The 25846-nt window shown below is 55.2% G+C and carries 22 protein-coding genes; 4 read left to right on the top strand and 18 right to left on the bottom strand.

Annotation, left to right across the window (positions count from 1 at the left end; genetic code table 11):
- Positions 1 to 42 precede the first annotated feature (42 nt).
- The 18 genes from ftsA to leuO all read right to left on the bottom strand — a co-directional run bounded on the left by ftsA (position 43) and on the right by leuO (position 20988).
- Positions 43 to 1299: a cell division protein FtsA gene (gene ftsA, locus QMN93_RS08895; protein ID WP_023334508.1), complete on the bottom strand. Its 1257-nt coding sequence runs from the start codon at positions 1297 to 1299 to the stop codon at positions 43 to 45.
- The gene (ftsQ, locus tag QMN93_RS08890) at positions 1296 to 2138 is read right to left on the bottom strand and encodes a cell division protein FtsQ (protein ID WP_023310399.1); all 843 of its coding nucleotides are present in this window, start codon (positions 2136 to 2138) and stop codon (positions 1296 to 1298) included. The genes ftsA and ftsQ overlap by 4 nt, the downstream gene beginning before the upstream one ends.
- Position 2139: 1 nt before the next feature.
- A complete protein-coding gene (locus QMN93_RS08885) occupies positions 2140 to 3060 on the bottom strand; it encodes a D-alanine--D-alanine ligase (protein WP_039260812.1) in 921 nt (306 codons plus the stop codon).
- Positions 3053 to 4528: a UDP-N-acetylmuramate--L-alanine ligase gene (gene murC, locus QMN93_RS08880; protein ID WP_182383045.1), complete on the bottom strand. Its 1476-nt coding sequence runs from the start codon at positions 4526 to 4528 to the stop codon at positions 3053 to 3055. Before murC ends, QMN93_RS08885 begins: the two co-directional genes overlap by 8 nt.
- Before the next feature lie 56 nt (positions 4529 to 4584).
- Positions 4585 to 5649, bottom strand: a complete 1065-nt coding sequence (murG, locus tag QMN93_RS08875; RefSeq protein WP_047060136.1) for an undecaprenyldiphospho-muramoylpentapeptide beta-N-acetylglucosaminyltransferase — start codon at positions 5647 to 5649, stop codon at positions 4585 to 4587.
- A complete protein-coding gene (gene ftsW, locus QMN93_RS08870; protein WP_023310395.1) occupies positions 5646 to 6890 on the bottom strand; it encodes a cell division protein FtsW in 1245 nt (414 codons plus the stop codon). Before ftsW ends, murG begins: the two co-directional genes overlap by 4 nt.
- On the bottom strand, positions 6890 to 8206 hold the full coding sequence (gene murD, locus QMN93_RS08865) for a UDP-N-acetylmuramoyl-L-alanine--D-glutamate ligase (RefSeq protein ID WP_069303667.1): 1317 nt from the start codon (positions 8204 to 8206) through the stop codon (positions 6890 to 6892). The genes ftsW and murD overlap by 1 nt, the downstream gene beginning before the upstream one ends.
- A 2-nt stretch (positions 8207 to 8208) precedes the next feature.
- Entirely contained in the window at positions 8209 to 9291 is a 1083-nt protein-coding gene (gene mraY / locus QMN93_RS08860) for a phospho-N-acetylmuramoyl-pentapeptide-transferase (RefSeq protein WP_008501985.1), read from the bottom strand.
- The gene (gene murF, locus QMN93_RS08855) at positions 9285 to 10643 is read right to left on the bottom strand and encodes a UDP-N-acetylmuramoyl-tripeptide--D-alanyl-D-alanine ligase (RefSeq protein WP_193138844.1); all 1359 of its coding nucleotides are present in this window, start codon (positions 10641 to 10643) and stop codon (positions 9285 to 9287) included. Before murF ends, mraY begins: the two co-directional genes overlap by 7 nt.
- Entirely contained in the window at positions 10640 to 12127 is a 1488-nt protein-coding gene (gene murE / locus QMN93_RS08850; RefSeq protein ID WP_048979011.1) for a UDP-N-acetylmuramoyl-L-alanyl-D-glutamate--2,6-diaminopimelate ligase, read from the bottom strand. Before murE ends, murF begins: the two co-directional genes overlap by 4 nt.
- Positions 12114 to 13880: a peptidoglycan glycosyltransferase FtsI gene (locus tag QMN93_RS08845; RefSeq protein WP_033144627.1), complete on the bottom strand. Its 1767-nt coding sequence runs from the start codon at positions 13878 to 13880 to the stop codon at positions 12114 to 12116. The genes murE and QMN93_RS08845 overlap by 14 nt, the downstream gene beginning before the upstream one ends.
- Positions 13881 to 13895: 15 nt before the next feature.
- Positions 13896 to 14261 (bottom strand): cell division protein FtsL, encoded by a 366-nt coding sequence (gene ftsL / locus QMN93_RS08840; RefSeq protein ID WP_008501989.1) that lies wholly within the window; start codon positions 14259 to 14261, stop codon positions 13896 to 13898.
- Positions 14258 to 15199: a 16S rRNA (cytosine(1402)-N(4))-methyltransferase RsmH gene (gene rsmH / locus QMN93_RS08835; protein ID WP_021240527.1), complete on the bottom strand. Its 942-nt coding sequence runs from the start codon at positions 15197 to 15199 to the stop codon at positions 14258 to 14260. The genes ftsL and rsmH overlap by 4 nt, the downstream gene beginning before the upstream one ends.
- Before the next feature lie 2 nt (positions 15200 to 15201).
- Positions 15202 to 15660, bottom strand: coding sequence for a division/cell wall cluster transcriptional repressor MraZ (gene mraZ, locus QMN93_RS08830; protein WP_021240528.1), 459 nt, complete (start codon positions 15658 to 15660; stop codon positions 15202 to 15204).
- A 599-nt stretch (positions 15661 to 16259) separates the two neighbouring features.
- On the bottom strand, positions 16260 to 17267 hold the full coding sequence (gene cra / locus QMN93_RS08825) for a catabolite repressor/activator (RefSeq protein WP_008501993.1): 1008 nt from the start codon (positions 17265 to 17267) through the stop codon (positions 16260 to 16262).
- Between the two features lie 179 nt (positions 17268 to 17446).
- Positions 17447 to 17938, bottom strand: a complete 492-nt coding sequence (gene ilvN, locus QMN93_RS08820) for an acetolactate synthase small subunit (RefSeq protein WP_023310389.1) — start codon at positions 17936 to 17938, stop codon at positions 17447 to 17449.
- 1 nt (position 17939) lies between these two features.
- Positions 17940 to 19664: an acetolactate synthase 3 large subunit gene (gene ilvI / locus QMN93_RS08815; RefSeq protein ID WP_033144626.1), complete on the bottom strand. Its 1725-nt coding sequence runs from the start codon at positions 19662 to 19664 to the stop codon at positions 17940 to 17942.
- 379 nt (positions 19665 to 20043) lie between these two features.
- A complete protein-coding gene (gene leuO, locus QMN93_RS08810) occupies positions 20044 to 20988 on the bottom strand; it encodes a transcriptional regulator LeuO (RefSeq protein WP_033144625.1) in 945 nt (314 codons plus the stop codon).
- Positions 20989 to 21593: 605 nt separating this feature from the next.
- Between leuO and leuL the strand changes: the two genes are divergently transcribed.
- The 4 genes from leuL (at position 21594) to leuC (ending at position 25837) form a co-directional block, all read left to right on the top strand.
- Complete coding sequence (gene leuL / locus QMN93_RS26265; protein WP_071786497.1) at positions 21594 to 21680, top strand: leu operon leader peptide; 87 nt, start codon at positions 21594 to 21596, stop codon at positions 21678 to 21680.
- Between the two features lie 91 nt (positions 21681 to 21771).
- Complete coding sequence (leuA, locus tag QMN93_RS08805) at positions 21772 to 23343, top strand: 2-isopropylmalate synthase (protein ID WP_029741222.1); 1572 nt, start codon at positions 21772 to 21774, stop codon at positions 23341 to 23343.
- On the top strand, positions 23343 to 24434 hold the full coding sequence (leuB, locus tag QMN93_RS08800) for a 3-isopropylmalate dehydrogenase (RefSeq protein ID WP_047060144.1): 1092 nt from the start codon (positions 23343 to 23345) through the stop codon (positions 24432 to 24434). Before leuA ends, leuB begins: the two co-directional genes overlap by 1 nt.
- A 2-nt stretch (positions 24435 to 24436) precedes the next feature.
- A complete protein-coding gene (leuC, locus tag QMN93_RS08795) occupies positions 24437 to 25837 on the top strand; it encodes a 3-isopropylmalate dehydratase large subunit (protein ID WP_033144624.1) in 1401 nt (466 codons plus the stop codon).
- The last annotated feature ends 9 nt before the right edge of the window (positions 25838 to 25846 follow it).

Raw genomic sequence — 25846 nt, 5'->3', positions numbered from 1 at the left:
TGTCGCCCGAGACCGCTAATTCTCTACGGTCTCTTAAAAAAATTAAAACTCTTTTCGCAACCAGTTGTTCAGTCGTTTGACCCACGACCCCACTGAGACGCGTTTTTCCACTTCTGCTTCACCACTGAGATGAGATTCCTTCCCGTAGTGGAGCAGGCCCACAGCCGTTGAATAATACGGCTCCTGAGCATAATCCGTTAAACCGGTGATATTCAGCGGCGCACCAATACGCACCTGCGTATGGAATACGCGCTGAGCACAGGCCGCAAGACCTTCAATTTGCGCTGCACCGCCGGTTAATACAATCCCCGCCGCAAGATGATGTTTAACGCCCTGCTGACGAAGCTGTTCCTGTAACTGTAAAATCTCTTCGTTGACCAGGTTGAGCAGCTCGGTATAGCGCGGCTCAATGACCTCTGCCAACGTCTGGCGCTGCAGGCTACGAGGTGGACGACCACCGACGCTCGGCACTTCAACGCTCTCATCTTTGCCAACGATAGACCCCAGCGCACAGCCGTGGCGCACTTTGATCGCTTCTGCATCGCTCGGCGGCGTACCAAAAGCGTAAGCAATATCGCTGGTCACAACGTTCCCGGCATAAGGGATCACTTTCGTGTGGCGCAACGCACCGCCGGTATACACGGCGATATCCATTGTACCACCACCAATATCGACCACACAGACACCCAGTTCACGTTCATCTTCGGTCAGCACGGAATAACTTGCCGCCAGACCCGCGAAAATAAGTTGGTCAACTTTCAGGCCACAACGTTCAACGGCTTTTACAATGTTCTTCGCCATATCGTTGTGACATGTGATCAGGTGCACTTTTGCCTGCATACGTACGCCAGAAAGACCGACCGGGTTCTTGATCCCTTCCTGGTAGTCAATCGCATATTCCTGTGGAATGACATGCAGCACGCGATGTTCGTCGCGGACACGGACGGATTTCGCCGTGTGCACGACGTTTTCAACGTCTTCCTGCGTCACTTCTTCTTCGGAAATCGGCACCATACCGATTTCGTTCTGGCAGCTAATGTGCTTACCAGAAAGGGCCAGATAGACAGAAGAAATCTGGCAATCTGCCATCAGTTCAGCCTGATCGATGGCGCGCTGAACGCATTTCACCACCGATTCAAGATCGTTTACCCCACCTTTATCCATACCACGGGACGGGCAACTGCCTACGCCAATGATATTGACCATACCGTCGGGCAGAACTTCCCCTACTAAAGCGGCAACCTTCGCGGTGCCAATCTCCAGTCCAACTACCAGTTTTCTGTCCGTCGCCTTGATCATTGTTGTTCTGCCTGTACCTGTGCCTGATTCTGTTGCTGATTAGGTTCCTCGACCGGAGCCGGTACCCAACCGACTGCTGCGCCTGAGTCATAGCGCAAATCAACGTAGCTTATCCGTTTGCCGTCAGTCTGTGCCTGCTGCTGTAAAACCGGGTAAAGTTCGACAAAACGCGCCAGACGCTTCATTGTGTCGCCGCGTCCCAGGTTGAGCTTAATGCCGTTCGTCAAAGTCAGCTGCCAGGAACGGCGCGCCGTCATGGCAGCATCTTTTAACGTAAACCTGTCCTTCGCCAGCACCTGCCCCATTTCGCGAAAACCTTGTAACACTTCGTTTTCGCTACCTTCCGGGCCATACAACATCGGTAAATTTTGCTTGTTGACACGATCGGCCGGGACGCTGAAGGAGTTTCCGTCTGCGTCAACCATGTGCTGATCATTCCAACGCGCAATGGGCACATATTCAACCAGATGAATCTTCAATTCATCAGGCCATTGCTTTCTTACGCTCGCCTGTTTTATCCATGGCAGACGTTCTATCTGGCTCTGGATAATGTTGACGTCCTGCGTCATAAAAGTGCCAGGCGAGCCCAGCGCCAGAATTGACTGGCGAATATCGTCGTTACGCGTGTAGTGACGCTCACCGGTGACTACCAGCTTAGAAAGCGGCAACCGCTGCGCATCTTCCATCCAGCCCAGGACCATCCAGCCGCTGATAAACACGGTGCACAGCACCCCGAGCAGGAAAATGATGCCTGCAAGACGCGTTCCATTACTGCGGCGTGAGGAGGCGTATTCGTCCTCGTCATCGCGGTTGCGCGTGTTCAATGCAGCCTGAGACATATCAGCCCGCCTGGTCCAGAATGCGTACGACTAACTGCGAGAAGCTCATCCCCGCCTGACGCGCGGCCATCGGCACAAGGCTGTGGCTGGTCATTCCCGGAGAGGTATTCGCTTCCAGCAGATAAAATTGTCCGTCACTGTCCTGCATCACGTCGATGCGTCCCCAGCCCTGACAACCCAGAATATGCCAAGCTTTAAGCACCAGGGACTGTAAATCTGCTTCACGCTCAGCTTCAAGACCACAAGGGCAGAAATATTGCGTCTCATCAGAGAGATACTTCGCCTCATAATCATAGAAGGTTCCGGCCGGTTGGATACGAATTGACGGTAAAATTTCTTCGCCAAGCATCGCGACGGTAAATTCCGGCCCGCTGAGCCATTTTTCAACCAGAACTTCTTCATCATGTTGAAATGCCAGTGCTAAAGCGGACGAAAGATCTTCAGCTTTCTCGACTTTGGACATTCCCACGCTCGAACCTTCCCTGCTGGGCTTTACAATAACCGGTAAGCCCAGCTCAGCAATGCGTGTATTAACGCTATCCGGCAGGCCCAATTCAAATTCGCGACGCGTCAGTGCTACCCATGGCGCAACGGGTAACCCCGCGCCCTGCCACAGAAGCTTGCTGCGCAGTTTGTCCATAGAGATAGCGGAGGCCATCACGCCGCTGCCGGTGTAAGGCATGCCGATCAAATCCAGAAGCCCCTGCAGGGTGCCGTCTTCGCCGCCGCGACCATGCAAAGCGATAAAGACTTTATCGAAACCCATGGCTTTTAATTGCGTCACGTCGACCTCTTTTGGGTCGACCAGGTGCGCATTGACGCCACCTTCGCGCAGGCCCGCCAGCACAGCCGCGCCGGAATTCAGGGAAACCTCGCGCTCGGCGGAGGTGCCGCCAGACAGGACAGCAATCTTATCAGCCATGATGCTCATCCTCCTGGGTTTGCGGCTTCAGTTTGATTTCAGCTAAGGTACGGGCGATTTTGCCGATATTTCCCGCGCCCTGAATCAGAATCAAATCATTACCTGTCAGGACCGGTGCCAGAATTTCCGCCACCTGTGCTGGGTCAGAAACCAGAATAGGGTCAACTTTACCGCGTCCACGGATGGTACGACACAGGGAACGGCTGTCAGCCCCCGGAATCGGCGTCTCGCCTGCGGCGTACACGTCCAGCATTAACAGGGTGTCTACCTGTGACAGGACGCTGGCGAAATCGTCGTACAGATCGCGCGTACGCGTGAAGCGGTGCGGCTGGAAGACCATCACCAGATTTTTGTCCGGCCAGCCTGCGCGTGCGGCTTTAATGGTGGCGTCGACTTCGGTCGGATGGTGGCCGTAGTCGTCCACCAGCATCGCAGTGCCGACTTTACCGTTCACGGCGTCCAGCGGGAATTCACCGAGGAAGTCGAAGCGACGGCCGGTGCCCTGGAAGCTTTCCAGCGCGCGCAGAATGGCATCATCATCAATGCCTTCTTCCGTCGCGACGGCCACAGCCGCTGCGGCATTGAGGGCGTTATGGCGACCTGGCGCATTCAGCGTGACGTGCAGCAGTTCTTTGTCCTGACGCGCCAGCGTGAAGTGCCCCTGCGCACCGATCTGTTTGTACTCTTCCACGCGGACGTCAGCGTCTTCACTAAAGCCGTAAGTGGTGATTTGACGACCCACACGCGGCAGCAGCTCGCGGATCACCGGATCGTCTACGCACATCACCGCGCGTCCATAGAACGGCAGGTTGTGCAGAAAGTTGATGAAGGTCTGCTTTAAGTTCTCGAAGTCGCCCTGGTAGGTATCCATATGGTCAGCTTCAATGTTAGTGACAATCGCCACCATCGGCTGCAGGTGCAGGAACGACGCGTCACTCTCATCCGCTTCGGCAATCAGATAACGACTGTGGCCCAGACGCGCGTGTACGCCCGCGGCTTTGACCAGACCGCCGTTGACGAACGTCGGGTCGAGACCCGCTTCCGCATAAATACTGGAGACCATCGCCGTGGTCGTGGTTTTACCGTGAGTCCCGGCAATGGCGATGCCGTGACGGAAACGCATCAGTTCCGCCAGCATTTCTGCACGGCGGATCACCGGAATGCGCGCTTCATGCGCGGCAACGATTTCCGGATTGTCAGAGGAGATGGCGCTTGAGACCACCACCACGCTCGCATCGCGCACGTTTTCCGGACGATGGTTGAAATAGATAGTCGCCCCAAGCGACGCCAGCTGCTGCGTAACAGGGTTTGGCGCCAGGTCAGACCCGCTGATCTGATAACCTTCGTTAGCTAACACTTCGGCAATACCGCCCATGCCAGCACCACCGATGCCAACAAAGTGAATGTGCCGGACGCGACGCATCTCGGGCACGATTGAACGCAGTTTTGCCAGTTGTTGTGTATTCATTCTCTAAACGCCATCGACTACTTAAAATTCGTGCAGCGCAACACGCGCTGCGAGGGTTAAGCCTGGGCTGCCAGGCTCACTTCTTTTGCCACCCGTTCCGTCGCATCAGGGATAGCGGCCGCGCGTGCGCGTTGCGCCATCTCCAGCAGTGCGTCTCTGTTCCAGCCCGCCAGGGTGGTGGCGACCGCGTCGGCGGTAAATTGTGGCTGTTCAAAAATCTTCGCGGCACCGGCTTTCTCAAGCGGCAGCGCATTCCAGTACTGCTGTCGGTCTTTGTGCTGGAACGGCACAAACAGGGCCGGCAGACCCGCGGCGGCGATCTCGCTCACCGTCAGCGCGCCTGAACGACAAACCACGACATCGGCCCAGGCATACGCCGCCGCCATGTCGTCGATAAATTCTGTGACTTTATGCTGCGGCTGCCCCGCCTCGGCGTAAGCTTGCTCAACGGTCTGCTGAGCGCCTTTTCCGCTCTGGTGCCAAATGGTCACGGTATCCCCCAGCTTTGCGGCAACCTGCGGCATCGTCTGGTTTAAAATGCGTGCGCCCTGAGAGCCGCCGACGACCAGTACACGAACCGGCCCTTCACGGCCCGTCAGGCGAGCGTCCGGCAGCGGGAGCGCCAGCACGTCCACGCGCACCGGGTTACCCACCACGTCCGCTTTCGGGAACGCACCGGGAAACGCCTGCATAACTTTGGTAGCGATTTTCGCCAGCCACTTGTTGGTCAGACCAGCAATACCGTTCTGTTCATGTAGCACAACGGGAATGCCTAACGACCACGCCGCCAGCCCGCCAGGACCAGAGACATAGCCGCCCATGCCCAGCACCACATCTGGCTTAAAGCGCTTCATGATGGTGCGCGCCTGACGCCAGGCGTTAAAAATACGCACCGGAGCCAGCAGCATTGCCTTGAGGCCTTTGCCCCGAAGGCCGGAAATACGAATAAAGTCGATCTCGATACCGTGCTTCGGTACCAGATCGGCTTCCATGCGGTCTGCGGTTCCCAGCCAGCGTACCTGCCAGCCCTGATCCATTAAATGGTGCGCAACAGCCAGCCCCGGGAAAACGTGTCCGCCGGTACCGCCTGCCATCACCATTAACCGCTTCGGTTGATTCATCGTGAACCTCGTGTAAACGCCTGGGCTTTTTCCAGACGCGTCTCATAATCTATACGCAACAAAAACATGATGGCCGTCGACATAATCAACAGACTCGAACCACCATAACTGATCAACGGCAGCGTCAGACCTTTGGTCGGCAGCATACCCGCTGCGGCCCCGACGTTAACCAATGCCTGGAAGCTAAACCAGATACCAATTGAACAGGCTAAGAATCCTGAGAAGCGGTGATCGATCTCCAGCGCTTTCCGGCCGATAGACATGGCGCGGAAAGCGACGAAGAATACCATTAATAGCGCTAATACCACACCGATATAACCCAGTTCTTCCGCAATAATGGAGAAGATGAAGTCAGTATGCGCTTCCGGTAAATACTCCAGTTTCTGTACCGAGTTACCCAGCCCCTGCCCCCAGACTTCACCGCGACCAAAGGCCATCAGCGACTGCGTCAGCTGATAACCGCTGCCGAACGGATCTTCCCACGGGTTCCAGAATGAGGTCACACGGCGAATACGGTAAGGCTCGGCGAGGATCAGCAGCACAACCGCCGAAATCCCCATCCCGATAATAGCGATGAACTGCCACAGCTTCGCGCCCGCCAGGAACAGCATCGCCAGGGTGGTAACGAACAGCACGACAACGGTACCGAGGTCAGGCTGCGCCAGCAGTAATACCGCCAGCACCAGAATCACACCCATCGGTTTTAAGAAGCCGCGCAGGTTGTTACGCACTTCATCTACCTTACGCACCAGGTAGTTTGCCAGGTAGCAGAACAGGGAGAGTTTGGTAAATTCCGCAGGCTGAATACGCAGCGGGCCAAAGGCGATCCAGCGTGATGCCCCGTTAACAGAGCTCCCCACCACCAGTACGATCAGCAGCATAATAATCGAGGCGATCAGCATCGCCGTACTGTGCCGCTGCCAGAACTCCATCGGCAGGCGCAAGGTCACCAGCGCCAGACAGAACGCCAGGATGATGTAAAGACCATCACGCTTGGCAAACAGGAAAGGATCGTTCGCCAGACGCTGCCCGACGGGCATTGACGCTGACGTGACCATAATAAAGCCTACCGCCGCCAACCCCATCGTGAGCCAGAACAGCGTGCGATCGTACATGACCAGGCTGTCGTTATCTTTTTGACGAGAGCCCATCACCCAGCCTTTGAGCGCCGCAAACACCCATGCCAGGATCCCAAATCCTGGCAGGCGCGGCATTTTCAGGCGAGGGAGAGATAAACGCATTAGCCTAACTCCTTCGCCAGGCGGGTAAAGACATCACCACGCTGTTCGAAATTCTTGAATTGATCGAGACTGGCACAGGCCGGAGAGAGCAGCACCATATCGCCTGGCTTCACGCGAGGGGCAATCAGCCGCATCGCCTGTTCCATGGTTTCGGTTTGCTCGGCAACCTCAGGGCGCAGTTCAGCCAGCTCGCTGCCGTCACGGCCGAAGCAGTACAGGCGGATGTTATCTCCGGCGAGATACGGCTTCAGGGAGGAGAAATCAGCTGATTTACCGTCGCCGCCCAGCAGTAAATGCAGGGTGCCGTCAACGTGCAGACCGTTCAGCGCGGCCTCCGTGCTTCCGACGTTGGTGGCTTTGGAGTCGTTAATCCAGCGCACGCCGTTGTGCTCCAGCGCCAGCTGGAAACGGTGCGCCAGACCAGAAAACGTGGTTAACGCTTTCAGGCTGGAGGATCGCGGCAGCCCTACTGCATCCGCCAGCGCCAGCGCCGCCAGGGCATTGGTATAGTTGTGCTGACCAGAGAGCTTCATCTCTTTCACGTTCAGCACTTTCTCACCCTTCACGCGCAGCCAGGTTTCGCCCAGCTGACGGTTCAGGTGGTAATCCCCCATCGTGATACCGAAGCTGATACAGCGATCGTCTGCGCCACGCACCGGCATGGTCAGCGCGTCATCGGCGTTAACAACGCAGACTTTGGCATTTTCATAAACGCGGAGCTTGGCGGCACGGTACTGCTGCAGACCAAATGGATACCTGTCCATATGATCTTCAGTCACGTTGAGGATCGTCGCGGCCGCAGCATGCAGGCTGGAGGTGGTTTCCAGCTGGAAGCTGGAAAGCTCGAGAACATACAGCTCGCAGCCTTTATCCAGCAGCATCAGAGCGGGTAAACCAATGTTACCGCCAACGCCGACGTTCATGCCCGCCGCTTTCGCCATTTCCCCCACCAGGGTGGTGACGGTGCTTTTACCGTTAGAACCGGTAATGGCGATAATAGGTGCCTGCGCTTCGCGGCAGAACAGCTCGATATCGCCGACAATCTCAACGCCCGCATCCGCAGCAGCGCTCAGCGAAGGGTGCGCCAGCGCCATACCCGGGCTGGCGACAATCAGATCGGCTGCCAGCAGCCAGTCATCATTCAGACCACCAAGGTGGCGTTCAACCTGTTCCGGCAGTTTGTCCAGACCCGGCGGAGAGACACGCGTATCCATCACGCGTGGCGTCACGCCGCGTGCGAGGAAAAAGTCCACGCAGGAGAGCCCCGTGAGGCCCAACCCGATGATAACGACTTTTTTACCCTGGTAATCTGCCATGATTAACGTACCTTCAGCGTTGCCAGGCCAATCAGCACCAGCATCAGCGAAATAATCCAGAAGCGCACAATCACGCGCGGCTCCGGCCAGCCTTTCAGTTCATAGTGGTGGTGAATCGGCGCCATACGGAAGATGCGCTGACCGCGCAGCTTGAAGGAACCGACCTGCAAAATCACCGACAGGGTTTCAACCACAAACACGCCGCCCATGATCACCAGCAGGAACTCCTGACGCAGCAGTACGGCGATAATGCCGAGCGCACCGCCCAAGGCCAGAGAACCGACGTCACCCATAAAGACCTGCGCCGGATAGGTGTTGAACCACAGGAAGCCCAGCCCCGCGCCGACAATCGCCGTACAGACGATCACCAGCTCACCCGCGTGGCGCAAATAAGGGATGTGCAGGTAGTTCGCAAAGTTCATGTTACCGGTCGCCCACGCCACCAGCGCAAAACCGGCGGCCACAAAGACGGTTGGCATAATGGCCAGGCCATCCAGACCGTCGGTCAGGTTAACGGCGTTGCCGGTACCGACAATCACAAAGTAGGCCAGCAGGATGTAGAACAGCCCCAGCTGTGGCATCACGTCTTTAAAGAACGGCACGACCAGCTCGGTGGCTGGCGTATCTTTCCCGGCCAGATACAGAGCGAAGGCCACGCCCAGCGCGATCACCGACATCCAGAAATACTTCCAGCGCGCGATCAGGCCTTTGGTATCTTTGCGGACGACTTTGCGGTAATCATCCACAAAACCGATGATCCCGTAACCCACCAGTACCGTCAGAACGCACCAGACGTACGGGTTGGAGGGATAGGCCCACAGCAACACGGAAACGACGATGGCGGTCAGGATCATGATCCCGCCCATGGTCGGCGTGCCGCGCTTGCTGAAGTGCGATTCCGGACCGTCGTTACGCACAACCTGGCCGAAAGAGAGTTTTTGCAGACGGGCAATCATGCGCGGGCCCATCCACAACGAGATGAACAGCGCAGTCAGCAGGCTGACGATGGCGCGAAACGTCAGATACGAAAAGACGTTAAAGCCTGAATAATATTTGACCAAATGTTCGGCCAGCCAAACTAACATGTCCCGTTCTCCTGTAATGCGTGCACAACCTCTTCCATGGCGGCACTACGTGAACCTTTCACTAACACAGTCACAATTTGTTTTTCGGTAATCAACGCCTTAAGGCGCGCTATCAACGCGGTTTTATCAGCAAAATGCTCGCCAACGCCGCTGGCTTGGCTAATCGCATGGCTCAGTTTTCCTGCGCTCAGCACGCAGTCCAGCCCTGCCGCTTTCGCCGCTTCACCGACCTGGGTATGGCAGGCTTCGCTTTCGTCGCCCAGCTCTGCCATATCGCCCACCACCATGATGCGGTAGCCCGGCATTTCAGATAACACCTGCACCGCCGCCGTCATCGAGCCCACGTTCGCGTTGTAGGAGTCATCCAGCAGCAGCTTGTTTTCCGAAAGCTGAATCGGGAACAGACGCCCCGGCACGGCTTTCAGGTTCGCCAGCCCGGTTTTAATCGCTTCATGCGACGCGCCCACTGCCGTCGACAACGCCGCCGCCGCAAGCGCATTGGCGATGTTATGGCGACCCGGCAGCGGCAGCAGCACATCTACGCCACCCGTTGGGGTGGTGAGGGTGAACTCCGTACCGTGCGACGTCACATGGATATTGGTCGCGGTAAAATCACTGTTGGCCGCATTCGGCGAGAAGCGCCAGGTTTTACGCGAACCAATAATGCTTTGCCAGTTCAGCCAGTCGTTGTTGTCGGCGTTCAGAATGGCGATACCGTCATCCGGCAGACCGGTGTAAATCTCACCTTTGGCTTTCGCTACGCCTTCCAGCGAGCCAAAGCCTTCCAGATGCGCCGCCGCGAGGTTATTCACCAGCGCGGCTTCCGGGCGAGTCAGGCTCACGGTCCAGGCGATTTCGCCCTGGTGGTTTGCCCCTAACTCGATTACCGCAAATTCATGTTCTTTGGTCAGGCGGAGTAACGTCATCGGCACGCCGATGTCATTATTGAGGTTGCCCGCGGTATAAAGCGTATTCCCGCACTGGCTGAGGATCGCCGCCGTCATCTCTTTCACCGACGTCTTGCCTGATGAACCGGTCAAGGCGACAACGCGCGTAGGGACCTGCTGGCGAACCCAGGCGGCCAGCTCACCGAACGCGAGACGCGTATCTTTCACCACAATTTGTGGCAGATCGATATCGAGCTTGCGGCTGACGAGCAGCGCACCGGCGCCGTTCTCTTTGGCCTGTTCTGCAAAATCATGCGCGTCAAAACGCTCGCCTTTCAGCGCCACAAACAGACAGCCTGCGGTAATCTTGCGGGTGTCCGTCGTTACGGCATCAATGGTCAGGTCTTGCCCGTGCAGGTCGCCCTGCAGGATGGCAGCAGCCTGGCTTAACGTGATGCTAATCATGCCACGACTCCCAGCAGGCGTGCTGCCGTTACGCGGTCCGAGTAGTCCAGACGGCGATTGCCAACGATCTGATAATCTTCATGGCCTTTGCCCGCCAGCAGGACAACATCATTCTCCTGCGCCTGCATGATGGTGTTGGTCACGGCTTCCGCACGCCCTTCCACCACGCGAGCGCGGCCCGCGTCCAGCATGCCCGCCAGAATGTCATTAATGATGGCGCGCGGCTCTTCGGTACGCGGGTTGTCATCGGTCACAACCGGAATATCTGCGAACTGCTCGGCAATAGCCCCCATCAGCGGGCGTTTGCCTTTATCGCGATCGCCGCCACAGCCAAACACGCACCAGAGCTTACCGGCGCAGTGCAGGCGCGCCGCTTCCAGCGCTTTTTCCAGCGCATCCGGCGTGTGGGCATAATCAACCACAACGGTCGGCTTGCCCGGCGCGCTGAACACTTCCATACGGCCGCAAACCGGCTGCAGACGCGCTGAGGTTTTCAGCAGTTCAGCCATTGGATAACCCAGCGCCAGCAGCGTTGCCAGCGCCAGCAGAAGATTGCTGACGTTAAAGGCGCCCATCAGGCGGCTTTCAATTTCGCCTTCACCCCAGGAAGAGGCAAAGCGGATTGTCGCCCCGCTGTCGTGATAATTCACCTCAACCGCCTTCAGCCAGCGGCCGTGGCAGTTCGGATTGATATGGTCTTCCATCGACACCGCAACCGCATCCGGCAGCTTCGCCAGCCAGCGGCGGCCCACTTCGTCGTCGGCGTTGATGATGGCTTGTCCGTAATGGTGAGTAGAGAACAGCAGCCATTTCGCGGCTTCGTAATGCTCCATATCACCATGATAATCAAGATGATCGCGGCTCAGGTTGGTAAACACGGAAGCAGCAAATTTCAGCGCCGCGACGCGGTGCTGAACCAGACCGTGCGAAGAGACTTCCATCGCAGCAAAGGTTGCCCCCTGCCCTGCCAGACCGGCAAGCACATGCTGTACGTCTACCGCCGAGCCGGTGGTGTTTTCCGTGGGGCTCACTTTACCCAGCAGGCCGTTACCCACGGTACCCATCACCGCACCGGTTTCACCCAGCAGCTGGGCCCACTGCGCCATGAGCTGCGTGGTGGTGGTTTTACCGTTGGTACCCGTCACGCCAACCAGGCGCAGCTGGTCGGAAGGTTCGTGATAAAAACGTCCCGCCAGCGCGGAAAGACGCTCGTTCAACTGGCTGAGATAGATGACCGGCACCCCGTGCATTTCACGGATCTCACCGTCGGTTGCCTCATCTTTGGCCTCAGCAATAATGGCAGCCACACCTTGCGCAATCGCCTGCGGGATATAACGACGCCCGTCCGCCTGATGACCGACCACCGCCACAAAAAGATCGCCAGAAGCAGCCACGCGGCTGTCCAGTACCATCTCTCGCAGTGCTCGCTCCGGTGCATTTGGCACCCACGGAGCGAGAAGGTCGCGCAAATTACGATCTGCCACCTGTACCCTCGCCTTGATTAATTACAAATTCACTTTTTTCGCCCGTCGCCAGCGCATCCGGTTCGATGTTCATGGTGCGTAACACGCCGCCCATGATAGCCCCGAACACAGGCGCGGAGACGGCGCCGCCGTAGTATTTCCCCGCCTGTGGATCGTTTATCACTACCACCAGCGCAAAACGCGGATTGCTTGCAGGCGCAACGCCTGCGGTATAGGCAATGTATTTGTTGATATAGCGGCCGTCCGGCCCTACTTTTTTCGCCGTACCGGTCTTGATGGCGATGCGATAACCTTTAATTGCCGCCTTCACGCCGCCGCCGCCGGGCAGCGCCACGCTTTCCATCATATGAACAACCGTACGGACGGTTGATTCCGGGAAGATACGCTCGCCGGGAACCGGTGGATCAACTTTGGTAATCGACAGCGGACGATAAACGCCATAGCTGCCGATCGTTGCGTAGACTCGCGCTAACTGTAACGGTGTCACCATTAGCCCGTAGCCGAAAGAGAAGGTGGCCCTCTCTATGTCAGACCACCGTTGTTTTTGAGGATATAAGCCACTGCGTTCTCCGACCAACCCCAAATTGGTCGCCTTTCCAAGCCCAAAACGTGAGTAAGTCTCTACTAACGCTGAGGACGGCATCGCTAACGCCAGCTTTGAAACACCGACGTTACTCGACTTCTGTAACACCCCGGTCAGGGTCAATTCGCTGTAGCGCGCCACGTCTTTGATCTCGTGGCCGTTAATTCGGTATGGAATGGTATTCAGGACGGTGTTTTCATTGACGATACCGCGCTGAAGGGCAGTCATGACCACCATCGGCTTAACGGTCGAACCCGGTTCGAACACGTCGGTGATGGTACGGTTACGCATAATATCCTTCTGCGTACCGGTAAGATTGTTAGGGTTGTAGGACGGGCTATTGGCCATCGCCAGCACTTCACCCGTGTTGACATCGACTAACACGGCACTGCCCGATTCCGCTTTGTTGAAGGCCACGGCATTGTTCAGCTCGCGGTAAACCAGCGCCTGTAACCGCTCATCAATACTCAGGGCCAGATTGTGTGCGGCCTGGCTGTCCGTAGAGGAAATATCCTCGATCACGCGACCATAGCGGTCCTTACGCACAATGCGCTCGCCGGGCTGGCCGGTGAGCCATTTATCAAAGCTTTTTTCAACGCCTTCAATCCCCTGGCTATCAACGTTAGTAAAGCCAATGAGGTGAGCAGTCACTTCGCCGGATGGATAGTAACGACGGGATTCTTCACGCAGATGGATCCCAGGCAGCTTCAATTTTTTGATGTAGTCCGCCATGTCAGGGTTCACCTGACGCGCCAGATAGATAAAGCGCCCTCGCGGGTTCGTATTTACGCGTGAAGCTAACTGGTCCAGCGGCATCTTCAGCGCATCCGCAAGCGCCTTCCAGCGGTTATCAAGCGTGATACCGCCAGCGTCGTGCAGCTCTTTCGGATCGGCCCAGATCGCCTTCACCGGCACGCTCACCGCCAGCGGACGACCCGAACGGTCGGTGATCATCCCGCGGGATGTCGACACTTCCTGGACGCGCAGGGAGCGCATGTCGCCCTGACGCACCAGCATGTCAGGGGCGATGATTTGCAGCCAGGCCACGCGTCCCAGCAGAAAACCCAGAGCGAGTAAAATGCAGCCGCAAAGCAACGCAAAACGCCAACTGACAAAGTTGGCCTGTTCTTCCTGACGTTTTGGTTTTAGCGTTTTTGCCGCTGCTTTCATGCGTCGCGTTTTCCCTTATTTTTGTACTACGATATTTTCCTGCGAAGGATCAACATGCTGCAGCTGCAGCTTTTCCGTTGCGATCCGTTCAACCCGGCTGTGATCGCCGAGCGCGTTTTCTTCAAGGATCAGATTTCGCCATTCAATATCCAGCGCATCGCGTTCCAGTACCATCTGCTCGCGTTGCGCAGTCAATAAACGTGTATGGTGGGCGGTGGTCACCACCGTAACTGCCGTGACAATGATGCAAATGAACAGACAGAGTGGCAGTTTCCCAAACCGCAAAAGATCGTCGCCGATCACGCCAGGCAAGGCATGGCGCTCGTTGCTTCCTAACGAATCCTTAACTTTGCTTAGGGTCTCTGTCACTCTGCCGATCATGCGTTCGTCCTCTCTGCAACACGCAGCACTGAACTACGGGCGCGTGGATTCTCTGCCACTTCTTCTTCGCCCGGCATCAACTTGCCTAATGCTCGCAACTGACGGCCACCCAGTTTCCTGAGTTGTTCTTCCGTCATCGGCAGCCCCGCTGGCACCTGTGGACCGCGGCTTTGTTCACGCATAAAGCGTTTCACAATACGGTCTTCCAGCGAATGGAAGCTGATGATGGATAACCGCCCACCCGGGGCCAGCACGTCGAGCGAGCTTTTTAGCGCCAGCTCTATTTCCTCCAGTTCACTGTTTACCCAGATGCGAACCGCCTGGAAGGTACGGGTCGCGGGATGTTTGTGCTTATCCTTCACCGGTGTCGCCGCCGCGATCACTTCGGCCAACTCTTTGGTGCGGGTCATGGGCTCAATGCGATTGCGCTCAACGATGGCGCGCGCAATGCGTTTGCCAAAGCGCTCTTCGCCAAACGTTTTGATGACCCATGCAATATCTGCTTCGTCAGCGGTCTGTAACCACTCAGCGGCAGACTGACCGCGCGTCGGGTCCATACGCATGTCCAGCGGACCATCACGCATAAAGGAGAAACCACGTTCAGCATCATCAAGTTGGGGTGAAGAGACGCCAAGATCGAGAAGAATCCCGTCGATCTTGCCCGTCAGGCCACGCTCGGCAACATAATCCGCGAGCGCAGAGAAAGGTCCATGCACGATGGAAAAGCGTGGGTCATTGATGGTTTGTGCAACGGCAATTGCCTGCGGATCGCGATCGATTGCCAGCAGACGTCCTTCCTCTCCAAGCTGGGAGAGAATCAAACGCGAGTGACCACCGCGACCAAACGTGCCATCAATGTAGATGCCATCCGGACGAATATTCAGACCGTTTACGGCCTCGTCCAGTAACACCGTTTTGTGTTTATAATTTTCCATCATATTTATAGAGACAAGTCCTGCAGCCGTTCCGATAATGTCGCGGAATCAGACTGCTCAGCGTCGATATCTTCCTTGACCTGTTGATACCAGGTCGTTTCATCCCACAGTTCAAACTTGTTGAACTGCCCGACCAGCATCACTTCTTTGGTCAGACCGGCATGTTGCCGCAACACAGGGGCAATCAGTAACCGCCCTGCGTTATCCATCTGACATTCACTGGCATGTCCCAATAACAGCCGCTGCACGCGGCGTTCCTGCGGGTTCATGCTCGACAGTCGCGACAGCTTTTGCTCAATAATTTCCCATTCAGGCAAGGGGTAAAGCAGCAGGCAGGGGGAGTTAATGTCAATGGTGCAAACCATTTGACCCGCAGCGTTCTCAATCAGCTGGTCGCGGTATCGGGTTGGTACCGATAAACGCCCTTTGCTGTCGAGATTGACTAACGTAGCTCCACGGAACATGCCAGTCTCACCCCTCCTCACCACTTTAACCCACAAATTCCCACCTAAAGGAGTTTACGGAGCGAGGGAAAAGCTTGTCAAGCCAGGACTCTCCCTATAAGGACCCGAAAGCCCTCTATTTACAGAGATAAACAGTCCTGGTTAATAACTGCACAACTGGCGAGGCAAAATTAACGTTATGAATATTTGTAAGAAAAAAACCGAATATGCACACTAGCGTTAAAGCTCACTCAATATCATCGCAGATAAATATAAAGTGTCAGTTTGCGACGCGGGCAGCATTTTATGACAGATTCTCAGGGGATAACAGCGCCAGATTCATCCAGGTGCCCGGTAAGCGCGGAGGTTGCCACGTAAGCTGGAGCAGTAAGAGGAAAAACGTCTGAATATTCATCGACCGAAGAGGGTTTGTAACAAAATAATACAAAGATAGCTGTTTAAAATCGCCCGGACGTTCTTTTAAAGGACAATTTAAAAGCCAGAATGAATTAAAAAAATAGGCGATTACGATCCCGCAAGAATTATCCTAATTTCTCTCCGGGAATTATCTGCACGAATAATCACAACAAAATGGGGCAGATTTCTCCGCCCCGGTCATTTCATTTTTGGCGGCTTAGAATTCCGCGATGGTAGAGATTGCGTTTGATACGCGTCAGACCCGGCTTCGGTTTGCGCGGCTCATCCAGGCTTGCCAGCACAATCTCAAGCACGCGTTCAGCCACATCGCGGTGACGCTGTGCTACCGCCAGCACCGGGCACTGCAGGAAGTCGAGCAGCTCATTATCCCCGAACGTGGCAATCGCCAGGTCGGAGGGCAGTTTACCTTCACGACGTAAGGTCACATCCATGACGCCCTGCAACAGCGCAAATGACGTGGTGAACAGAGCCTGAGGCATCGGATGCGTTTCCAGCCATTTCTCAAACAGCTGCGCTGCGGCTTCGCGTTCGTAGCTGTTGGCATAGAGGTAGTGAACCTCGCGCGGATCGTCTTTCCAGGCGGTTCTGAATCCCTGCTCACGCAGGAAGCTCACGGAAAGCTCGGGCAACGCGCCAAGATACAGCACTGTTTCAGCGGGGAACGTTCTGAGCTCTGCGGCCAGCATTTCGGCATCATCCTGATCCGCACCCACGACGCTGGTGAAATGCTCGCGATCGAGCGCGCGATCCAGCGCCACGATTGGGAACGGGTCGTTCGCCCAGCGCTGGTAGAACGGATGCTCTGGCGGCAAGGAGGTCGACACGATGATGGCATCCACCTGGCGCTGGAGCAGATGCTCAATGCAACGCATTTCGTTGTCGGGCTGGTCTTCCGAGCAGGCAATCAGCAATTGATAGCCGCGCTGGCGCGCCTGACGTTCAAGATAGTTGGCGATACGGGTATAGCTGGTGTTTTCCAGGTCAGGGATCACCAGACCAATAGAGCGGGTACGCCCGGCACGCAGACCGGCTGCGACAGCATTCGGATGGTAGTTATGCTCACGAACCACCGCCATAACTTTTTCAACGGTCTTGTCGCTGACACGGTACTGCTTTGCTTTACCGTTAATCACATAGCTGGCCGTTGTTCGTGACACGCCGGCTAGCCGGGCGATTTCATCCAGTTTCACAATTGCCCCTTAAAAAAAGAAAAGAGTCCATGGCCCTGTCAAGGTTATGGTTAAATCTTTTAACATCTAAACGCAGAAAAGACTTCGCGGCAACCGCTTTTATCTGCGTTGTCGGCTGATTACGCAAAAAAAAGCCCGGCTTTGGTGACCGGGCAGAAAGAGGCGAACCTTTTTGACAACTAACGCATGATTTTCTCGCCGCGTGACAGACCTACGACACCCGATCTCGCCACCTCGACAATTTTTGCAACGTCCCGCACGGACGCGAGGAAAGCATCCAGCTTGTCGCTTGTCCCGACCAGCTGCACAGTATAAAGAGAAGGCGTGACGTCGATAATTTGTCCGCGGAAAATATCCGCATTGCGTTTGACTTCATCACGCCCGTAGCCGCTGGCCTGGATTTTCACCAGCATGACCTCACGCTCAACGTAGGCCCCCTGCCCCAGCTCGCTCACGCGCAGTACGTCGACCAGCTTATGCAGCTGTTTTTCAATTTGCTCAAGCACTTTGGCATCGCCGACGGTTTGGATCGTCATGCGCGACAGCGTCGGGTCTTCCGTTGGGGCAACGGTCAGGCTTTCAATGTTATAACCGCGCTGCGCAAAAAGGCCAATGACGCGAGACAGTGCGCCAGACTCGTTTTCCAGTAAAACAGATAATATCCGGCGCATATCAGGTTCTCTCCGTTTTGCTTAACCACATTTCATCCATACCACCACCACGAATATGCATCGGATAAACGTGCTCGGTCCCATCAACAATCACATCCATAAAGACGAGGCGGTTGTTTTTAACGTGCTCAAGCGCTTGCGCGAGCTTCGTCTCCAGCTCAGCCGGATCGGTCACCCGCATGCCTACATGGCCGTAAGCTTCAGCAAGACGAACAAAATCCGGCAGCGATTTCATGTATGACTGAGAGTGGCGGCCAGAGTAGATCATATCCTGCCACTGCTTCACCATACCGAGATACCCGTTATTCAGGTTCAGCACCAGTACCGGCAGTTCATATTGCAGCGCGGTAGACAGCTCCTGAATGTTCATCTGAATACTGCCGTCCCCCGTCACGCAGACGACGGTTTCATTCGGCAGCGCCAGCTTCACGCCCAGCGCGGCAGGCAGACCAAAGCCCATAGTTCCCAAACCACCGGAGTTGATCCAGTGTCGCGGTTTATCAAACGGGTAATACAGGGCGGCAAACATCTGATGCTGCCCCACGTCTGAGGTCACGTACGCCTCACCTTTCGTCAGTCGCCACACCGCTTCAATGACCGCCTGCGGCTTAATGTTTTCACTTTGCGTGTCATATTTAAGGCACTGACGCGCGCGCCATTGCTCAATCTGCTGCCACCAGTCGCGGATCTCATCCAGCGGCTGGGTTGCACTCTCCTGAGTCAGCAGATCCAGCATTTGTTCCAGAACCTGACGGGCATCACCGACGATCGGCACATCAGCCGACACCGTTTTTGAAATTGACGTTGGATCGATATCAATGTGCAGCACGGTGGCGTTCGGGCAATACTTCGCCAGGTTGTTGGTGGTGCGATCGTCAAAGCGCACGCCGACGGCAAAGATCACATCGGAATGATGCATTGTCATGTTGGCTTCATAAGTACCGTGCATACCCAGCATCCCCAGCGCCTGACGATGGGTGGCAGGAAACGCCCCCAGCCCCATCAGTGACGACGCAACGGGAAGGTTAAGCTTTTCAATCAGTTCACGAAGCTGGGCTTCACAGGCAGAGTTGATCGCCCCGCCACCGACATAGACCACCGGTTTTTTGGCTGCCAGAAGCGTTTGCAACGCTCGCTTGATCTGACCTTTATGCCCCTGCGTTGTGGGATTATAAGAGCGCATGCTGACCGATTCCGGCCAGACATAAGGCAGCTTGTTTGCAGGATTGAGAATATCTTTAGGCAGATCGACCACCACCGGTCCCGGGCGTCCGCTCGCCGCCAGCCAGAAGGCTTTTTTCAGTACGCCGGGAATGTCTTCTGTTTGCTTGACCAGAAAGCTGTGCTTCACAACGGGACGCGAAATCCCAACCATGTCGCACTCCTGAAACGCATCGTAGCCAATCAGTGAGGTTGCCACCTGCCCGGAGAGGATCACCAGCGGGATAGAGTCCATATAGGCCGTCGCAATCCCGGTAATGGCGTTTGTCGCGCCGGGGCCTGACGTGACTAACACCACGCCCACTTCACCCGTCGCACGTGCCAGGCCGTCAGCCATGTGTACCGCCGCCTGCTCGTGACGTACCAGAACATGGTCAATGCCCCCAACCGTATGCAGCGCATCATAAATATCGAGAACCGCACCGCCAGGGTAGCCGAACACTTGCTTTACGCCCTGATCGATCAGCGATCGAACGACCATTTCCGCGCCAGACAACATCTCCATGCTTTGCCTCCAGGCATTTTGTTATAGACGGACTGCCGAATTCATTTCCGCACCGTCTTACGATTGGGATGAACCAATCTTATATTTTGCAGAGTGTTCTTTACCTTAACCGCTCGTTATGAGGCAGGCAATTAGCAAACCCGGGGAGATAAACGGTGCGTAAAGCAGAAAAAGCAGCCGTTCACAGAAGATATGGTTAATTCATCTGGAAATAGAGAGTGAGGTGATAAATCATCGCTGAAAAGCGCGACAATGCAGGAAATCATCTATTTTTGCGTGCCGTAGAGCAGCCAAAAAAAATCATCACCGAAGAAAATAGCAGTTATCTAAAAAAATTCAGGATAAATCACATAAACCGATGCGATTTATCCTGATGCGTTTACCGGCGACAGATGCCAACCAGCAACTCTTCCATCCACTGATGTCCTTTATCCCGGCCCGCTGCTTCATGCCAGGAAAGATAACAGGTACGGCTATTTAGCTTGAGCGGCAGAGGCAAAATTTGCAGATTTAAAGGGTCAGAAAACTCTTCTGCCAGCCAGCGCGGCGCAATTGCCACCAGCTGTGTCTGGGAAACCACGTTTAATACGCTGACCATGGCCATGCCCTGATAAGCCACGCTCGCCTGTTTATCCGCAGTGTCATACCACGGCAGGCTAAAGGAAGCATATCTGTCGAGCGCAACAACGGCGTGCTGCTCGTTATAAACATCGTTTTCTCGCAGCGGAGAATTCAGGCGCGGGTGTTTTTTACTGGCGACCAAAACCATTTCATCTTTAAACAGCGGCACGCAGGAAAATTCCGGACGACGGAACTCTTCATACCCCAGAACGAATTCGATCTCCTGATAGCGTAACTGATGTTCTGTGTTTTGATTCAGGGATGATTTAAAAACAAGATTGATATTGGGTGCGATCTCTTCAACTTTATTATAGATAATCGACGTTAAATAATTGTCTAAAGGGCTACAGACACAAAGATGGAATACGCGCTCGCTGCTTAACGGTTCAAAGCCCGATCCCGGCAGCTCATTTTGGACCAGTTGCAACGCCTGACGAATGGAGCCAAACAGCTGGAATGCGCGCGCCGTAGGCTGGATCCCCCTCCCGTAGCGAACAAATAATTCGTCGTTAAACATAAGCTTAAGCCTGGCAACGGCATTACTCACGGCAGGTTGTGACATCCCCAAGCTTTGGGCAGCGCGGGTGATATTCTGTTCCTGCATGACAGCATCAAACACCGTCAGAAGATTCAGATCCACCGTGCGTAACTGCGGTTTAATCCCATCAGTAGCTTGAGGTTGTTTAATATTATTTTCTGGCACTTCTGACTCCACTGTCACGCTACACCCCTTTGCCAACGTACGGTAATAATCCTGAAAAATATCATTTATCATGCAAATACGATCAGCGAAAGAGAATTATTTAAAATTCGGAATAAATAAAGACTGTATATTAACGAAAATTAATGAGCAAAACTGATATGTTTGACTTTAGGATTTAAATGAAACCATAAATCAAACCAATATACAATTGCCGTCAGGTTAATGATGATTTAAGTATTATTAAACTGTTATTACTATCGACCTACAGTTAGTTAACAACCTGTTATCTCTATTCGCTTTCCAGCATTCCGGAAAAGATTCACTGCATTTATAAGTTTATGATATCAAAACTATTTAAACACAAAGCATCCTCATAAAACATTTCACTCATTTTTAAACATTTATATTTATTGGTATGTGCAACTCTTTTCTCAAGTCCAAAATTAGACAATTAATCGGGTCAAAAAAGCTAAAACCAGCACAATTAGCTAAAGTGAATACCCTGTTGATTCCGTCTGTCGGGCCCGTTTTCATCCTCAGGGGTTGACATGAACAACCGTATCCAGTACCACTAAAAGCATATTGAATTTAACGGAGCACGATTCATGACACGCACCATTCGTTTCACCGGTCTACTACTACTAAACGCATCCACTGTGCGCGGTAGACTGGCGGGCGAAATTCAGCGTTGAATCGTCACCAGTAAGACTAGAAACCCGCGCCACTGCGCGGGTTTTTTTATGCTCGTAGCAAGGCGCCCTAAGACTGACAAGGACCTAACCCATGAGCCAGCAAGTCATTATTTTCGATACAACTTTACGTGACGGTGAACAGGCATTACAGGCAAGCCTGAGTGTAAAAGAGAAACTGCAGATCGCGCTGGCTCTCGAACGTATGGGTGTTGACGTGATGGAGGTCGGTTTCCCTGTCTCTTCCCCAGGTGATTTCGAATCCGTACAGACCATTGCGCGCACCATTAAAAACAGCCGCGTCTGTGCCCTGGCGCGCTGCGTAGAGAAAGACATCGACGTCGCCGCCGAGTCGCTGAAGGTCGCCGAAGCGTTCCGTATCCACACCTTTATTGCTACCTCGCCTATGCACATCGCAACCAAGCTGCGCAGCACGCTGGATGAGGTGATTGAGCGCGCGGTGTACATGGTTAAGCGCGCACGCAACTACACCGATGACGTTGAATTCTCCTGTGAAGATGCGGGCCGTACGCCAATCGAAGACCTGGCGCGCGTTGTGGAAGCCGCCATCAACGCGGGCGCGAAAACCATCAACATCCCGGACACCGTCGGCTACACCATGCCGTTTGAGTTCTCCAACATCATCACCGGCCTGTATGACCGCGTGCCGAATATTGATAAAGCAATTATCTCCGTCCACACCCACGATGATTTGGGTCTGGCCGTAGGCAATGCTATCGCCGCCGTCCACGCTGGCGCGCGTCAGGTAGAAGGCGCGATGAACGGTATCGGCGAACGCGCGGGCAACTGTTCGCTGGAAGAAGTGATCATGGCGATCAAAGTGCGCAAAGACATCATGGACGTGCACACCCGCATTAATCACAACGAAATCTGGCGCACCAGCCAGACCGTCAGCCAGATTTGCAACATGCCCATTCCGGCTAACAAAGCGATTGTCGGTACCGGCGCCTTCGCGCACTCCTCTGGTATCCACCAGGATGGCGTCCTGAAGAATCGTGAAAACTACGAAATCATGACCCCGGAATCCATCGGCCTGAATCAGGTGCAGCTGAACCTGACCTCCCGTTCCGGTCGCGCCGCGGTTAAACACCGTATGGAAGAGATGGGTTATAAGGACAGCGATTACAACATGGATCAGCTGTACGACGCGTTCCTGAAGCTGGCCGACAAAAAAGGCCAGGTGTTCGACTATGACCTGGAAGCGCTGGCCTTTATTAACAAGCAGCAGGAAGAGCCGGAGCACTTCCGTCTGGATTACTTCAACGTGCAGTCCGGCTCCAGCGACATCGCCACCGCCTCGGTCAAACTGGCCTGCGGCGATGAAATTAAAGCAGAGGCCGCTAACGGTAACGGCCCTGTCGATGCCATCTACCAGGCGATTAATCGCGTCACCGAGTACGACGTTGAGCTGGTGAAATATGACCTGACGGCCAAGGGCCACGGCAAAGATGCACTGGGTCAGGTCGACATTGTTGTTACCCACAATGGCCGCCGCTTCCATGGCGTGGGCCTGGCGACCGATATCGTTGAATCCTCCGCGAAAGCGATGGTGCATGTTCTGAACAACATCTGGCGCGCCGCCGAAGTCGAAAAAGAGTTGCAACGCAAAGCTCAGAATAAAGAGAACAACAAGGAAACCGTGTAATGTCGAAGAATTACCATATTGCTGTGTTGCCGGGCGACGGTATTGGTCCGGAAGTGATGGCACAGGCGCTGAAAGTACTGGAAGCCGTTCGCGCGCGTTTTGCGATGAAAATCACCACCAGCCACTACGACGTGGGCGGTATTGCGATTGATAACCACGGTACGCCGCTGCCGAAAGCGACCGTGGAAGGCTGCGAAAATGCCGATGCCGTGCTGTTTGGTTCCGTCGGTGGCCCGAAATGGGAACACCTGCCGCCGGCAGAGCAGCCAGAGCGCGGCGCGCTGCTGCCGCTGCGTAAACATTTCAAGCTGTTCAGCAACCTGCGTCCGGCGAAGCTGTATCAGGGTCTGGAAGAGTTCTGCCCGCTGCGCGCGGATATCGCCGCCAACGGTTTCGACATTCTGTGCGTGCGTGAACTGACCGGCGGGATCTATTTCGGTCAGCCAAAAGGACGCGAAGGCAGCGGACAACACGAGAAAGCGTTCGACACCGAGGTGTATCACCGTTTCGAAATCGAACGTATCGCCCACATCGCGTTCGAGTCGGCGCGCAAACGCCGCCATAAAGTGACCTCCATTGATAAAGCGAACGTGCTGCAGTCTTCCATTTTGTGGCGCGAGATCGTCAGTGAAGTCGCTAAGCAGTACCCGGACGTCGCGCTGTCGCACATGTACATCGACAACGCGACCATGCAGCTGATTAAGGATCCGTCCCAGTTTGACGTGCTGCTGTGCTCCAACCTGTTCGGCGATATTCTCTCTGACGAATGCGCGATGATCACCGGCTCCATGGGCATGCTGCCCTCCGCAAGCCTGAATGAAGAAGGCTTTGGCCTGTACGAGCCTGCGGGCGGCTCCGCGCCGGATATTGCCGGCAAAAATATTGCCAACCCGATTGCGCAGATCCTCTCCCTGGCCCTGCTGCTGCGCTACAGCCTGGATGCAGGCGAGGCGGCAACCGCAATTGAAAACGCCATTAACCGGGCGTTAGAAGAAGGCGTCCGTACCGGCGATTTAGCACGCGGCACGGCGGCAGTCAGTACCGATGAAATGGGCGACATCATTGCCCGCTATGTCGCTGAAGGGGTGTAATCATGGCTAAGACGTTATATGAAAAGTTGTTTGATGCGCACGTTGTTTACGAGGCACCAAACGAAACCCCGCTGCTGTACATTGACCGTCATCTGGTGCACGAAGTGACCTCTCCTCAGGCATTTGACGGCCTGCGCGCGCACAAGCGTCCGGTACGTCAGCCGGGTAAAACCTTCGCGACGATGGATCACAACGTTTCCACCCAGACCAAAGACATCAATGCCTCGGGTGAGATGGCGCGTATCCAGATGCAGGAGCTGATTAAGAACTGCAATGAATTTGGCGTTGAGCTGTACGACCTGAACCATCCGTATCAGGGTATCGTCCACGTGATGGGGCCAGAGCAAGGGATCACCCTGCCGGGCATGACCATCGTCTGCGGTGACTCCCATACCGCGACCCACGGCGCGTTTGGCGCTCTGGCGTTCGGGATTGGCACTTCCGAGGTGGAACATGTGCTGGCAACGCAGACCCTGAAACAGGGCCGCGCCAAAACCATGAAGATTGAAGTGAAGGGTAAAGCCGCACCGGGTATTACCGCAAAAGACATCGTGCTGGCCATCATCGGTAAAACCGGCAGCGCAGGCGGCACCGGTCACGTTGTTGAGTTCTGCGGGGAAGCCATCCAGGCGCTGAGCATGGAGGGACGCATGACCCTGTGCAATATGGCGATTGAGATGGGCGCAAAAGCCGGTCTGGTCGCGCCGGACGAAACCACCTTCAACTACGTGAAGGGTCGTCTGCACGCGCCGAAAGGTCAGAATTTTGACGACGCGGTCGCGTACTGGAAAACCCTGAAAACCGACGATGGCGCAGCCTTTGACACCGTCGTCACGCTGCAGGCAGAAGAGATTGCGCCTCAGGTGACCTGGGGCACCAATCCGGGCCAGGTGATTTCCGTTAACGACAATATCCCTGACCCGGCATCCTTTACCGATCCGGTCGAGCGCGCCAGTGCGGAAAAAGCGCTGGCCTACATGGGGCTGAAGCCCGGCGTGCCGTTGACCGATGTCGCCATTGATAAAGTCTTTATCGGTTCCTGCACCAACTCCCGTATCGAAGATTTGCGTGCCGCCGCCGAAATTGCCAAAGGCCGCAAAGTGGCACCTGGCGTGCAGGCGCTGGTGGTACCTGGCTCCGGCCCGGTGAAAGCCCAGGCGGAAGCCGAAGGTCTGGATAAGATCTTTATCGAAGCGGGCTTCGAGTGGCGTCTGCCCGGCTGCTCCATGTGTCTGGCCATGAACAACGATCGCCTGAATCCGGGCGAGCGCTGCGCCTCCACCAGCAACCGTAACTTTGAAGGCCGTCAGGGCCGCGGTGGGCGTACCCATCTGGTCAGCCCGGCAATGGCCGCCGCTGCGGCAGTCACCGGCCATTTCGCCGATATTCGCAGCCTGAAATAAGGAGACAAT

This window comes from Enterobacter sp. R-1.6.2 (genome assembly GCF_035064085.1).
GTDB classification, from domain to species: domain Bacteria; phylum Pseudomonadota; class Gammaproteobacteria; order Enterobacterales; family Enterobacteriaceae; genus Enterobacter; species Enterobacter asburiae_B.
Note: the sequence above shows the minus strand (reverse complement) of the source record. Positions and strands in the feature narration are given on the sequence as shown.

Bases quoted from the DNA above. Each gene is read 5' to 3' on its own strand.
- ftsA (WP_023334508.1), bottom strand. From the start codon at position 1,299: ATGATCAAGGCGACGGACAGAAAACTGGTAGTTGGACTGGAGATTGGC.
- ftsQ (WP_023310399.1), bottom strand. From the start codon at position 2,138: ATGTCTCAGGCTGCATTGAACACGCGCAACCGCGATGACGAGGACGAA.
- QMN93_RS08885 (WP_039260812.1), bottom strand. From the start codon at position 3,060: ATGGCTGATAAGATTGCTGTCCTGTCTGGCGGCACCTCCGCCGAGCGC.
- murC (WP_182383045.1), bottom strand. From the start codon at position 4,528: ATGAATACACAACAACTGGCAAAACTGCGTTCAATCGTGCCCGAGATG.
- murG (WP_047060136.1), bottom strand. From the start codon at position 5,649: ATGAATCAACCGAAGCGGTTAATGGTGATGGCAGGCGGTACCGGCGGA.
- ftsW (WP_023310395.1), bottom strand. From the start codon at position 6,890: ATGCGTTTATCTCTCCCTCGCCTGAAAATGCCGCGCCTGCCAGGATTT.
- murD (WP_069303667.1), bottom strand. From the start codon at position 8,206: ATGGCAGATTACCAGGGTAAAAAAGTCGTTATCATCGGGTTGGGCCTC.
- mraY (WP_008501985.1), bottom strand. From the start codon at position 9,291: ATGTTAGTTTGGCTGGCCGAACATTTGGTCAAATATTATTCAGGCTTT.
- murF (WP_193138844.1), bottom strand. From the start codon at position 10,643: ATGATTAGCATCACGTTAAGCCAGGCTGCTGCCATCCTGCAGGGCGAC.
- QMN93_RS08845 (WP_033144627.1), bottom strand. From the start codon at position 13,880: ATGAAAGCAGCGGCAAAAACGCTAAAACCAAAACGTCAGGAAGAACAG.
- ftsL (WP_008501989.1), bottom strand. From the start codon at position 14,261: ATGATCGGCAGAGTGACAGAGACCCTAAGCAAAGTTAAGGATTCGTTA.
- rsmH (WP_021240527.1), bottom strand. From the start codon at position 15,199: ATGATGGAAAATTATAAACACAAAACGGTGTTACTGGACGAGGCCGTA.
- mraZ (WP_021240528.1), bottom strand. From the start codon at position 15,660: ATGTTCCGTGGAGCTACGTTAGTCAATCTCGACAGCAAAGGGCGTTTA.
- ilvN (WP_023310389.1), bottom strand. From the start codon at position 17,938: ATGCGCCGGATATTATCTGTTTTACTGGAAAACGAGTCTGGCGCACTG.
- ilvI (WP_033144626.1), bottom strand. From the start codon at position 19,664: ATGGAGATGTTGTCTGGCGCGGAAATGGTCGTTCGATCGCTGATCGAT.
- leuL (WP_071786497.1), top strand. From the start codon at position 21,594: ATGACACGCACCATTCGTTTCACCGGTCTACTACTACTAAACGCATCC.
- leuA (WP_029741222.1), top strand. From the start codon at position 21,772: ATGAGCCAGCAAGTCATTATTTTCGATACAACTTTACGTGACGGTGAA.
- leuB (WP_047060144.1), top strand. From the start codon at position 23,343: ATGTCGAAGAATTACCATATTGCTGTGTTGCCGGGCGACGGTATTGGT.
- leuC (WP_033144624.1), top strand. From the start codon at position 24,437: ATGGCTAAGACGTTATATGAAAAGTTGTTTGATGCGCACGTTGTTTAC.